General features: G+C 70.5%; 10 protein-coding genes. 5 read left to right on the top strand and 5 right to left on the bottom strand.

Annotated features, from left to right (window positions below; all coding sequences use genetic code 11):
• The 5 genes from CCL05_RS41740 to CCL05_RS41720 form a co-directional block, all read right to left on the bottom strand.
• Positions 1-851, bottom strand: an 851-nt coding sequence (locus tag CCL05_RS41740; RefSeq protein ID WP_086565764.1) for an alkaline phosphatase family protein, incomplete at its 3' end; no start/stop codon positions are given.
• Between the two features lie 169 nt (positions 852-1,020).
• Positions 1,021-1,890, bottom strand: a complete 870-nt coding sequence (locus CCL05_RS41735; protein WP_086565761.1) for a carbohydrate ABC transporter permease — start codon at positions 1,888-1,890, stop codon at positions 1,021-1,023.
• Positions 1,887-2,771, bottom strand: a complete 885-nt coding sequence (locus tag CCL05_RS41730; RefSeq protein WP_086565763.1) for a carbohydrate ABC transporter permease — start codon at positions 2,769-2,771, stop codon at positions 1,887-1,889. The genes CCL05_RS41735 and CCL05_RS41730 overlap by 4 nt, the downstream gene beginning before the upstream one ends.
• 124 nt (positions 2,772-2,895) lie before the next feature.
• On the bottom strand, positions 2,896-4,173 hold the full coding sequence (locus CCL05_RS41725; RefSeq protein ID WP_086565760.1) for an extracellular solute-binding protein: 1,278 nt from the start codon (positions 4,171-4,173) through the stop codon (positions 2,896-2,898).
• A gap of 48 nt (positions 4,174-4,221) precedes the next feature.
• Positions 4,222-5,241: a carbohydrate kinase family protein gene (locus tag CCL05_RS41720; RefSeq protein ID WP_086565759.1), complete on the bottom strand. Its 1,020-nt coding sequence runs from the start codon at positions 5,239-5,241 to the stop codon at positions 4,222-4,224.
• 164 nt (positions 5,242-5,405) lie between these two features.
• Between CCL05_RS41720 and CCL05_RS41715 the strand changes: the two genes are divergently transcribed.
• From CCL05_RS41715 to CCL05_RS41695, 5 genes are all read left to right on the top strand, one after another.
• Positions 5,406-6,170, top strand: a complete 765-nt coding sequence (locus CCL05_RS41715; RefSeq protein ID WP_086565758.1) for a DeoR/GlpR family DNA-binding transcription regulator — start codon at positions 5,406-5,408, stop codon at positions 6,168-6,170.
• On the top strand, positions 6,167-7,504 hold the full coding sequence (locus CCL05_RS41710; RefSeq protein WP_086565757.1) for a 6-phospho-beta-glucosidase: 1,338 nt from the start codon (positions 6,167-6,169) through the stop codon (positions 7,502-7,504). The genes CCL05_RS41715 and CCL05_RS41710 overlap by 4 nt, the downstream gene beginning before the upstream one ends.
• Before the next feature lie 71 nt (positions 7,505-7,575).
• The gene (locus CCL05_RS41705; protein ID WP_086565756.1) at positions 7,576-10,620 is read left to right on the top strand and encodes an alpha-mannosidase; all 3,045 of its coding nucleotides are present in this window, start codon (positions 7,576-7,578) and stop codon (positions 10,618-10,620) included.
• Positions 10,621-10,623: 3 nt separating this feature from the next.
• Positions 10,624-11,874, top strand: a complete 1,251-nt coding sequence (locus CCL05_RS41700; RefSeq protein WP_086565755.1) for an alpha-L-fucosidase — start codon at positions 10,624-10,626, stop codon at positions 11,872-11,874.
• 75 nt (positions 11,875-11,949) lie between these two features.
• Entirely contained in the window at positions 11,950-12,483 is a 534-nt protein-coding gene (locus CCL05_RS41695) for a cupin domain-containing protein (protein ID WP_086565762.1), read from the top strand.
• The last annotated feature ends 26 nt before the right edge of the window (positions 12,484-12,509 follow it).

Raw genomic sequence — 12,509 nt, 5'->3', positions numbered from 1 at the left:
GTCGGTGGGGTGGGCCGGGGCAGGGCACGGCCCCGCAGGCCCCAGGCGGGGTCGACGGGGATGCCGAGACGGTCCAGGACGGTGGGGGCGATGTCGATGAGGCGGGGCGTGTCCAGCCGGGTGCCTCCGGGGATGCCGGGCTCGGCGAGGATGACGAAGACCTCCCGTTCGGCATGCGTGTCGCCGCCGTGGCCGCCGGTGTCGAGGTGACCGTGGTCCGTGGTGACCAGCACGGTCCAGTGCTCGTGGGCGCGCCGCGCGTCGATCGCCTCCAGGAGCCGCCCGAGATGGGTGTCCTGGGCGAGCAGGGCCCGGTCGTAGGCGGGGCTGAGGGGGCCCGTGGCGTGGCCGGCCTCGTCGGTGGCGCCGAAGTACACGAACACGACGTCCGGGGCGTCCTCGGTGAGCCACTGTGCGGCGGTGCGGGCGACGAGGCGGTCCGCTCTCTCGTAGCCGTCGGACTCGCCGTCGTGGACCACGCGCCGGCCGACGGCCGGGCCGAGGGTGCCGCGGTGGACCAGTTCCGGCCAGGACACCACGGCCGCGGTGCGCAGCGCGGGCCGCGCGGCTGCGGCTCGGCTGAGGAAGTCGGGGTAGCGGGTGTAGCCGGCGCCGGTGAAGTCGTTGCCGGTCACCCCGTGACGGTCGGGCCACACTCCGGTCAGCACGCTGGACCAGCCGGGGCCGGAGTCGGTGTAGGCCATGCTGGTCGACGGCCCGTGCTCGGCCTGGCCGTCCGCCTCGCCGTAGGGCAGCAGGCTGCTGCCATGGGCGCCGGCGGCCATCAGGCCGTGCAGCACGGGTGCGGTGGCGTGGGACCGGATCAGCCGGTCGTGGCGGAGCCCGTCCATGCCGACGACGAGCACCTTGGCGCGTGCGCTGCTGTCCGTCACTGTTTGCCTCCCTCGTCGCTCGCGTTGGCGGCCCGGCGACCACGAGCTCGGGGCCTTCTGACGGTTGTCGACCGCGCGTTCGTCGTGGCTGGTCGCGCAGTTCCCCGCGCCCCTTGAGGCGCGCCTCTCAGCTGCCCTGCACCGCTCCCTCGGTCGCCCCCGCGATGAAGCCGCGTGCGAAGATCGCGAAGACCACGACCAGCGGCAGGGCCGCCATGAGGACTCCGGCCATGACCATGCTGTAGTCGGTGGTGTGGCCGACATGGAGCTGGGCGAGCTCCACCTGGAGCGTGACGTGGCTGGGGTCGGTGAGCACGATGAGCGGCCAGACGTAGTCGTTCCAGGCGTTGACGAAGGCGTAGATGGCGAGGAAGGACAGCGCGGGCTTGATCATCGGCAGCGCGATGTTCCAGTACTGGCGGAAGAACCCGGCGCCGTCGATGCGCGCGGCGTCGAGCAGTTCGTCGGGCACGCCGTTCTGTATGTACTGGTGCAGCCAGAAGATGCCGAAGGCGTTGGCGAGGGCCGGCAGGGCCAGCGCCTTGAGCATGCCGACCCAGCCGATCTCCGACATGAGGATGAACTGCGGCAGGACGGCCAGCTGGAGCGGCAGCATCATGAACACCAGCAACGTGCCGAAGAGCACCTTGCGCCCGGGGAAGTCGAACTTGGCGAAGGCGAAGGCCGCCAGCGAGTCGATGAACAGCACCAGGACGGTGGTGACGCCGGCGACGACGATCGTGTTGAGCATCGACCCGAAGAAGTCGATGGTGTTCAGCATGTGCCGGATGTTCTCCAGCAGGTGGGAGCCGAAGGTCAGCTTCGGCGGGCTCTTGTAGATGTCCTCGGTGGTGTTGGTCGCCATGACGATCGTCCACACGAACGGGAAGACCGAGATCAGGACGGCCACCATGAGGAAGACGTGCGCGGTCAGGCCCCTGGGGCGGCGCAGCCGCCGCGTGCCCGTGACCGGCCGCGTCGTGTCCGCTGTCGTCATGACTTCCTCCCTCGCTGCACGAGGCGCCAGTTGATGACGACGAGCACCATGATCAGGACGAAGAAGGCCCACACGATGGCCGCTCCGTAGCCGTAGTCGTTGTTGAGGAAGGCCGACTGGTAGAAGTACAGCAGCGTGGTCAGGCCCGCCTGGCCCGGGCCGCCGACGTTCTGGTTGGCGGCGTTGCTGGCGAAGAGGACCTGGGGCTCGCTGAAGCTCTGCAGGCCGTTGATGGTCGAGATGATGACGGTGAACAGGATGATCGGCCGCATGATCGGAATGGTGATCTGGAAGAACGTGCGGACGGGGCCGGCACCGTCCATCTTCGCCGCCTCGTAGATCGAGGTCGGGATCGCCTGGAGACCGGCCAGATAGATGATCATGTTGTAGCCGGTCCACATCCAGGTCATCAGCAGCGCGATGACCAGCTTGATCAGCCACGGGTTGCTCAGCCACGGGACGGGCGAGATGCCGACCGTGCCCAGGATGGCGTTGACCAGGCCGAAGTTGTTGCTGAACACCGCGCCGAAGAAGATCGCCACGGCGACGATCGAGGTGACGTTCGGTACGTAGAGGGCGATGCGGTAGAAGCCCTTGAAGCGGCGCACCGAATGCAGCAGCGTCGCCAGGACCAGGGCGCCGAAGAGCGTGGGAACGGTGGACAGCACCCAGATCACCAGGGTGTTGCGGATCGACAGCCAGAAGACCGGGTCGTTCCAGAGGAACTCGAACTGCTGGAGGCCCACGAACTGCTTGGTGCCGAGGCCGTCGTAGCGCTGGAAGGCCAGATACAGCGAGTAGAGGACGGGGAAGAAGGAGAAGCCGATGAAGATCAGGTAGAACGGCGAGATCGCCAGGTACTGCCGCCAGTGCGACAGCACCCCGCGCCGGCTCGGCCGGACCGTGCCCGCGGGCGGGGTGCGCCGCGGGCGGAACCGGGCCGGGCCCGGCCCGCCGCGGTGCTCGGGCACCGTGGCGGGACCGGTGACCGGAGGTGATGACACCTCAGTTCACCCCCTGTCGCCGGGCTATCTGCTTGGCCTGGCCGACGGCGTCCTTCCAGGCGGCGTCGGGCTTCTTGCCCTTGGCCTCGATGTTGGTCAGCTCGGTGAAGTAGGGGGCCATGACCGCGGCGTCGGCGGGTGCCTCGTAGCTGACCGGGATGGCCTTGGCGGCCGGGCCGAAGACCTCGATGATCTTCTGCCCGCCGAAGAAGGCGTCGGGGCCCGTCATGGCGGGCATGGCGTACGAGGCCGGGGAGGCGGGGAAGATGGCGGCGTCGGTGAAACCGCGGGCGTTGTTGGCCGGACTGAGGATCCAGCTGATGATCTTGAACGCCTCTTCGGGGTTGCGGCACTGCTTGGGCAGCGCCAGGTAGGAGCCGCCCTGGTTGGCCGGTCCGCCGGGCGTCGCACAGACCCGCCACTTGCCCTTGGTGTGCGGGGCGGCCTGCTCGATGTCCAGCGCGTGCCAGGCCGCGCCGACTTCGGTGCCGAGGTTCTTGCCGATGGCGGCGTTCCAGGTCTGGTCGTTGATCCTGGCGTCGATGCCGAGCTTGTAGGCGCGGACCGCCGTGGTCCACGCGGCGCGGATGTGGTCCTGGTCGCCGATGAAGTGGTTGTTCTCGTCGATGAACCGCTTGGTGCCCTGGCCGACCGCGATGTTGAACACCGAGCCCATGTTGTTGATCAGGTAGGTGCCGGGGACCGCCTTCTTCAGCTCGGAGCCGAGCGCGAAGTAGTCGTCCCAGGTCCCGGCCTCGGCGGCGACCTTGTCGGGGTCGGTGGGCAGGCCGGCCTTGCGGAACAGGTCCGCGCGGTAGAAGAGCGCGGTGGGGCCGATGTCGATCGGGAAACCGATCTGCTTGCCGTCCTCGGTCTGGGCGAGCTTGGTCTTCCAGTCCAGGTACTGGGACGAGATCTTCTTGAACCCCAGGTCGTTCAGGTCGAGGAAGCGGCCGGCGTTGGGCAGGAAGGACGCGATGTCCTCGCCCTTGATGCCGGTGATGTCGGGCACGGAGCTGCCCGCCGCGAGCGTGGTGGTGAGCTTCTGCTTGAAGTCGCCGCCGATGGAGGCGGCGGTCAGCTTGGTCTGGCTGCCGAAGTGCGCCTTGGCCTCCGCGACCACCTTGTCGCTCAGTGCGCCACCCCAGTACCACATGGTGAGGCTCTTGCCGTTCTTGGTACCGCCCGATCCCGAGCCGCCGCCGCATGCGACGGTCAGGCCGGAGGCGGCCGCGGTGAGCGCGGCGGCCTGGAGGAAGCCTCTACGAGAAAGGTCCACGGGTCACTCCTGTTTTTCCTGTTCGTGGTGCCGAGGTGTGGGTGAAGGTCACTGCTGCCGTGCGGGAGGGGTGACGGGGGCGTACGCGACCGGCGGCCCGGGGTTCTCCGGGAGCCGGTCCGCCAGGAAGCCGTAGGTCCGCTTCAGTTCGGGGTCGGTCAGTGAGCGCCACCAGCGGTCGACGCCGTACCAGCCGGGGGCGGCCAGCGCCCCGCCGTGGTGCCGGACGGACAGCCCGGCGGCGAGCACCGCGAACCGCAGCCGCTCCGCGAGCGGCCAGCCGCCGAGCGAGGCCGTGACGAACGCGGCGCCGAAGACGTCCCCGGCGCCGGTCGCGTCCAGCACCTCGACGTCGAGGGCGGGCACGTCGGCGTACTCGCCGGTCATCTGGTCGACGGCCACCGCGCCGTCCCCGCCCCGGGTGACGACCGCGACCGGCACCAGCTCGGACAGCGTGCCGAGCGCGGCCACCGCGCTGTCCGTGCGGGTGTAGGCCATGGCCTCCGTCTCGTTCGGGAGGAAGGCGTGGCACAGGGCGAGCTGGTCCAGGAGGGCCGTCGACCACTCCTGGCTGGGGTCCCAGCCCACATCGGCGTAGATCTGCGTGCCGCCCGCGGCGGCCTTGGCGAGCCACTCGCGGGGCTGCGCCTCGATGTGCACCAGGGCGGTACGCGCCGCGGGCGGGTCGCCCACCAGCGCGTCCTGCGAGTACGGGGGCTCCTGGCCGTGGGTGACCAGGGCACGGTCCGTGCCGTGCGCCAGGGCGACGGTGACCGGGGTGGGCCAGCCGTCGGCCGTGCGGGAGAGGGAGAGGTCGACGTCCTCCTGGTCGCACAGGATGTCCCGGCAGAACTCGCCGTAGAGGTCGTCGCCGAACACCGTGGCCAGCGAGGTGCGCAGGCCGAAGCGGGCGGCCGCCACCGCCAGATTGGCGATGCCGCCCGGGCCGCAGCCCATGCCCGTCGTCCAGATCTCCTCGCCCGGGGTCGGGGGCTTGCCGAGCCCGGTGAGGACGAGGTCGTAGAAGAGCAGCCCGGTCAGCAGCACATCGGGCCGGTCGTCGTCCACGGAAGGGGTCCTCTCGTTCGGAAGCGTTCGAGGAGCCCACCCCGCGAGCTCGTCAAAACTCTTCATTTCGGTGACCGGAATCGTGCGCCGATCGGAGAGATTGGTCAATACCCGAGCAGAAGTGAGCATGGAAATGATTGGAGATGACGAGTACTGTTCACGCCGTGCTGGCAGAACGACGACACCAACTCATCCTGCGGGCCCTGCGCTCCGGCGGGCCCGCGTCCGTGACCGACCTCTCGGAGCAGCTGGGCGTGAGTCCCGCCACAATCAGGCGTGACCTGGTCAAACTGGAAGAAGACGGGCTGCTCACGCGCGTCCATGGCGGCGCCGTGGTCGAGGAGGGCGACCAGCCCTTCGCCGAGGTCGCCGAGGTGCGCGTGGCCGAGAAGGACGCCATAGCCGAGCGCGCGGCGGCGATGGTCCGGGACGGCCAGTCGGTGCTGCTGGACATCGGGACGACGGCCTACCGCCTGGCCCGGCAGCTGCACGGCCGCCGGCTCACCGTGATCACCAGCAACCTGGTGGTCTACGAGGAACTCGCCGACGACGAGGGCATCGAGCTGGTCCTGCTCGGCGGCATGGTCCGCCGCGAGTACCGCTCCCTGGTCGGCTTCCTCACCGAGGACAACCTGCGCCAGCTGCACGCCGACTGGCTCTTCCTCGGCACCAGCGGCGTGCGGCCCGGCGGGCAGGTCATGGACACGACGGTGGTGGAGGTGCCGGTCAAGCGGGCCATGATCAAGGCAGGCGAGAAGGTCGTGCTGCTCGCCGACGCGGCCAAGTTCCCCGGGCACGGGATGGCGAAGGTCTGCGGTCCCGAGGAGCTGGACGTGGTGGTGACGAACGAGCCGGTCGACACGGCGACGCGGTCCTCCCTTCAGGAGGCAGGAGTCGAGGTCGTCGTGACGGGAAGGGTGCACACGTGAAGCTGACGATTCTGGGCGGCGGAGGATTCCGCGTGCCGCTGGTGTACGGGGCGCTCCTCCAGGACCACGCCGAGGGCCGGGTGACGCACGTCGTCCTGCACGATCTGGATCCCGCGAGACTCTCCGCGGTGACGCGCGTCCTCGCCGAGCAGGCGGCCGGAGTCCCCGACGCGCCCGAGGTGAGTGCCACCACCGATCTGGACGAGGCCCTGCGCGGCGCCGACTTCGTGTTCTCCGCGATCCGCGTCGGCGGTCTGGAGGGCCGCGCGCACGACGAGCGGGTGGCCCTGGCCGAGGGCGTCCTCGGCCAGGAGACGGTCGGCGCGGGCGGCATCGCCTACGGGCTGCGCACCGTCCCGGTCGCCGTCGACATCGCCCGCCGGGTCGCCCGGCTGGCGCCGGACGCCTGGGTCATCAACTTCACCAACCCGGCCGGACTGGTCACCGAGGCCATGTCCCGCCACCTCGGCGACCGTGTCATCGGCATCTGCGACTCCCCGGTCGGCCTCGGCCGCCGCATCGCCCGGGTGCTCGGCGCGAACCCCAAGGAGGCCTGGATCGACTACGTCGGCCTCAACCACCTCGGCTGGGTGCGCGGCCTGCGCGTCGCCGGCCGCGACGAGCTCCCGCGCCTGCTCGCCGACCCGGACCTGCTCGGCTCCTTCGAGGAGGGCAAGCTCTTCGGCGTCGACTGGCTCCGGTCCCTGGGCGCGATCCCCAACGAATACCTGCACTACTACTACTTCAACCGGGAAGCCGTCCGCGCCTACCAGCAGGCCGAGAAGACCCGCGGTGCCTTCCTGCACGACCAGCAGGCCCGCTTCTACGCCGAGATGAGCAACCCGGACGCCCCCGCGTGGAAGGTCTGGGAGCAGACCCGCGCCGAGCGCGAGGCCACCTACATGGCCGAGAACCGGGAGACCGCCGGCGCCGGCGAACGCGACGAGGACGACCTGTCCGGCGGCTACGAGAAGGTGGCCCTCGCCCTGATGCGGGCGATCGCCCGGGACGAGCGCACGACCCTGATCCTCAACGTCCGCAACCAGCGCACCCTGTCGGTCCTGGACACGGACGCCGTCATCGAGGTCCCCTGCCTCGTCGACGCCAACGGCGCCCACCCCGTCACCGTCGACCCGCTGCCCGGCCACGCCACCGGGCTGGTCTGCGCGGTGAAGGCAGTCGAGCGCGAGGTGCTGGCCGCCGCCGACTCCGGCTCCCGCGCAACCGCCGTGAAGGCCTTCGCGCTGCACCCGCTCGTCGACTCCGTCAACGTGGCCCGCAGGCTGGTCGAGGGCTACACCGAGGTCCACCCCGGGCTGGCGTACCTTAGGTGAACGCCGCTCGGTAAGCGCTTTCCCCGACCGCTTCCCGCCTGCTCGCTCTTCCCGCTTCCTGGAGACATCTCATGCACGACGAAAGCCGCCGCATCGAGGAGCGCGTGCAGCGCCTTCACGACCAGCGCATCAGGACCGCGATCTACGCGGCCACCGTCCCCTTCGAGGTGGAGGCCTGGCAGGCCCCGGGGGAGCCGGTCCCGTTCGAGGAGGCCGCCGCCGCCTCGTACGCGCCCTTCGCGATGGGCACCCCCTGGGGCCCGCCCTGGGGCACCACCTGGTTCCGCATGCGCGGACAGGTGCCCGAGGCGTGGGCGGGCCGCCGCGTCGAGGCCGTCATCGACCTCGGTTTCGTGGGCGACTGGCCCGGCAACCAGGCCGAGGCCCTCGTCCACCTCACGGACGGCACCCCGCTGAAGGCCGTCAACCCGCTCAACCAGTACGTGGCGATCGCCGACCCGGCGACGGGCGGCGAGACGGTCGAGTACCTGGTCGAAGCCGCCTCCAACCCGGACATCCTCGCCGACAACTTCTCGAAGACCACCCCGCTCGGTGACATCCTCACCGCCGGGGACAAGCCGCTCTACACCTTCCGCAGCGCCGACATCGCCATCCTCGACGAGGAGGTCTGGCACCTCGACCTCGACGTCCAGGTCCTGCGCGAGCTGATGCTGGAGCTCGGCGAGCACGACCCCCGCCGGCACGAGATCGCGCACGCGCTCGACCGGGCGATGGACCTGCTGGACCTGGACGACGTCTCCGGCTCCGCGCCCGCCGTCCGCGAGGCGCTGAAGCCGGTGCTGTCCAAGCCCGCGCACGCCAGCGCGCACACGGTCTCCGGCGTCGGCCACGCCCACATCGACTCGGCCTGGCTCTGGCCGATCCGCGAGACCAAGCGCAAGACGTCCCGCACGTTCTCCAACGTCACGTCCCTGGCCGACGAGTACGACGACTTCATCTTCGCCTGCTCCCAGGCCCAGCAGTACGCATGGGTGCGCGACAACTACCCCAAGGTCTGGTCGCGCATCCAGGAGTCGGTCAAGAAGGGCCAGTGGGCGCCGGTCGGCGGCATGTGGGTCGAGGCCGACGGCAACCTGCCCGGCGGCGAGGCCGTCGCCCGCCAGTTCATCCACGGCAAGCGGTTCTTCATCGAGCACTTCGGCATCGAGACCAAGGGCGTGTGGCTGCCGGACTCCTTCGGCTACAACGCGGCCTACCCGCAGCTCGCCAAGCTCGCCGGCAACGAGTGGTTCCTCACGCAGAAGATCTCCTGGAACCAGACCAACAGGTTCCCCCACCACACCTTCTGGTGGGAGGGCATCGACGGCACCCGGATCTTCACCCACTTCCCGCCGGTCGACACCTACAACGCCCGCTTCAGCGGCGAGGAGATGTCCCGCGCGGTCCGCAACTACCAGGAGAAGGGCGGCGCGAGCCGTTCCCTGGCCCCCTTCGGCTGGGGCGACGGCGGTGGCGGCCCCACCCGCGAGATCATGGAACGCGCCCGCCGGCTGGCGGACCTGGAGGGCTCCGCGAAGGTCGTCGTCGAACACCCCGACGAGTTCTTCGCCAAGGCCCGCGAGGAGTACCCGGACGCGCCCGTCTGGGTCGGCGAGCTCTACCTGGAGCTGCACCGCGCCACCTACACCTCCCAGGCCCGCACCAAGCAGGGCAACCGCCGCTCCGAGCACCTGCTGCGCGAGGCGGAGCTGTGGGCGACCACGGCCGCCCTGCACGCGCCGGGCTACACGTACCCGCACGAGAAGCTGGACGGGCTCTGGAAGACGGTGCTGCTGCACCAGTTCCACGACATCCTGCCCGGCTCCTCCATCGCCTGGGTGCACCGCGAGGCCGAGGCCGAGTACGCCCGCGTGGCCCGCGAGCTCCAGGCCCTGACCGCCGAGGCGGTCGCCGCGCTCGGCTCCGGCACCCCCCGCGTCTTCAACACCAGCCCCTACGACCGAGCCGAGGTGGTCCGCACCGCCGAGGGCGCACCGGTGTACGTGGAGGTGCCCGCGAGCGGCTCCGCGCCCCTCGCCGAGGCCGAGCCCCCGCAGCCGGTGACCGTGAGCGGCCGGGTGCTCGACAACGGGCTGGTCCGCGTGGAGGTGGCCGAGGACGGCACCCTGTCGTCCGTCCGCGACCTGCGCGCGAACCGCGAGGTCCTGGCCGACCCGGGCAACCTGCTCCGCCTGCACACCGACCTGCCCAACTACTGGGACGCCTGGGACATCGACAAGCACTACAAGAACCGCTACACGGACCTCCTCGACGCCTCGTCCGTCACGGTCGTCGAGCAGGACCCGCTCATCGGCGCGATCCGCGTCGAGCGGGACTTCGGCAAGGGTTCGAAGATCACCCAGACGATCACCGTCCGCGCCGGCAGCCCCCGGATCGACATCGAGACCGACATCGACTGGCACGAGACCGAGAAGATCCTCAAGGCTGCCTTCCCGGTCGACATCCGGGCCCCGCACTCCTCCGCCGAGATCCAGTTCGGCCACATCCAGCGGCCCACCCACACCAACACCAGCTGGGAGGCGGCCCGCTTCGAGGTCTCCGGCCACCGCTGGGTGCACATCGGCGAACCCGGCTACGGCGTCGCCGTCATCAACGACTCCACCTACGGCCACGACGTCTCCCGCACGGTCCGCGAAGACGGAGGTACGACCACCACGGTCCGCCTCAGCCTGGTCCGCGCCCCGCGCATCCCGGACCCCGAGGCCGACCAGGGCCGCCACCGCTTCACCTACGCGCTGCTGCCCGGCGCGACCATCGAGGACGCCGTCGCCGAGGGCTACGCGCTCAACCTCCCGCTGAGGGTGGCCGACGCGGCGGGCGCGCCCGCGCCGGTCGTCTCCGCCGAGGGCGAGGGCCTGACCGTGGAGGCGGTCAAGCTCGCCGACGACGCCTCGGGCGATGTCGTCGTACGGCTCTACGAGTCCCGCGGCGGCCGGGCCCAGGGCGTCCTGCGCACCGGCTTCCCGCTCGCCGGCGCCCAGATCACCGACCTGCTGGAGCGACCGCTGGAGGGGGCGAGCGTGGACGGCGACGGCGGTGTCCCCGTCACCCTGCGGCCCTTCCAGATCCTGACACTGCGTCTGCGCAGGAGCTGACCCATGGCCATGCGACCCTGGTTCACCGACGCCAAGCTGGGGATCTTCATCCACTGGGGCATCTACGCCGTCGACGGCGTCCAGGAGTCCTGGTCGTTCTACGACGACATCGTCCCCTACGACCGGTACATGTCCCAGTTCGACCGCTTCACGGCCTCCCGCTACGCACCGCGCGACTGGGCGAAGCTCTTCGCGCGGGCCGGCGCCAAGTACGCCGTGCTGACCAGCCGCCATCACGACGGCGTCGCCCTGTGGGACACGGCCCACGGCGACCTGAACGTGGGCCGCGACCTGATCGGCGGCTACGCCGACGCCCTGCGCGAGCAGGGCCTCAAGGTCGGGCTCTACTACTCGCACTCGGACTGGAGCCACCCCGACTACGCCTCCACCCGCAAGCCGGGCCGGCCGCCGGAGCTGGAGGACAACCGCTACTCGGAGGTCGCCGCCGAGGACGAGGATCTTCAGGCCTGGGAGAGGTTCCTCGCCTACCGCGACGGCCAGATCCGCGAACTGACCTCCCGTTACAAGCCGGACCTGCTGTGGTTCGACGGCGAGTGGGACCGCAGCGAGGAGCAGTGGCGCATCCCCGAACTCGCCGCCCTCATCCGCTCCGAGGTACCCGACGTCGTCTTCAACGCCCGCATGCTCAGCGAGGGCGACTACGCGACGCCGGAACAGGGCGCCCCGATCGTCCCGCCCGAGGGTCCCTGGGAGCTGTGCCTGACGATCAACGACTCCTGGGGCCACCAGCACCACGACCACAACCACAAGTCGGTCGACCAGCTGATCCGCTACTTCACCGAGACCATCGGCGGCGGAGGCAACCTGCTGCTCAGCGTCGGCCCGCGGGAGGACGGCACGATCCCGGCCGAACAGGCACAGCGGCTGGAGGGGCTCGGCGACTGGATCGCCCGGCACGCGGAGGCGGTGTACGGCACCGAACGGGGACTCCCGCCGGGCCATCACTACGGCCCGAGCACCCTCTCCAAGGACCGCCGCACCCTCTACCTGACCCTCTTCGACGCCCCGCGCGCCGAGATCAACGTGCGCGGCCTGCTCAGCAAGGTCCGGCGCGTCTCGGTCCTGGGCACCGGGACGGAACTGACCCACAGCGTCACGGGCGGGCTCCACGAAACCCCGGGCGTCTTGTGGATCGAACCTCCCGCGGCGCGGGACCTCGACCCGCACGCCACCGTTCTCGCCGTCGAACTGGACGGCGAACTGGAGCTGTACCGGGGTGGGGGCCGCTTCTGACGCCGCCGAATTGACCGGGATCACGGCACCCGAATGCCCCTGCCATGGGGCATTCGGGTCGGTAGGGTCATGGTCATGACGACGACACAGAACGAGACGGGACATACCGACGGGACGTCGGAGACCGGCGGCTTACCGCCCGTTCTCACCCGTGCCGCCGAGGCCGAGACGACGCGGGACCCCAGCAGTGTGATGACCCTCCTCGCCGACTCCGGGGACACCGGCGGGCGGCTGACCAGCTACCGGTCGACGTTCGCCGAGGGCGCGGTCGGTGCGCCCGCCCACCTGCACACCAAGGCGTCCGAGATGTTCTACGTGATCGACGGCGCCCTCCAGGTGCTGGTGGGCGAGGAGATCACCGTGCTGGAGGCCGGCGACTTCCTCCTGGTGCCGCCGAACACCCCGCACGCCTTCGCCGCCGCGCCCGGTGCGACAGCCGNNCCGGGCGCGGGGCGCTTCGACTATCTCCGGCTACTGGGCCGGGTGATGCGCGGCGAGGCCGACCCGCAGGAGATCAAGGACTCCTCGGAACGCTTCGACAACCACTACGTCGACAGCCCGGTGTGGCGCGCGGCGCTCGCGGCCAGGCCCGGGAGCGGCGCCGCCTGAGCCGGTGCCCCGACGGATTCGACCGG

Source organism: Streptomyces africanus (assembly GCF_002150735.1).
Lineage (GTDB): Bacteria > Actinomycetota > Actinomycetes > Streptomycetales > Streptomycetaceae > Streptomyces > Streptomyces africanus.
The sequence above is the reverse complement of the archived record's forward strand: the minus strand, read 5'-3'. Positions and strand labels throughout refer to the sequence as shown.

Excerpts from the sequence above, each read along its gene's own strand:
- CCL05_RS41735 (WP_086565761.1), bottom strand. The coding sequence starts at position 1,890 with ATGACGACAGCGGACACGACGCGGCCGGTCACGGGCACGCGGCGGCTG.
- CCL05_RS41705 (WP_086565756.1), top strand. The coding sequence starts at position 7,576 with ATGCACGACGAAAGCCGCCGCATCGAGGAGCGCGTGCAGCGCCTTCAC.
- CCL05_RS41700 (WP_086565755.1), top strand. The coding sequence starts at position 10,624 with ATGGCCATGCGACCCTGGTTCACCGACGCCAAGCTGGGGATCTTCATC.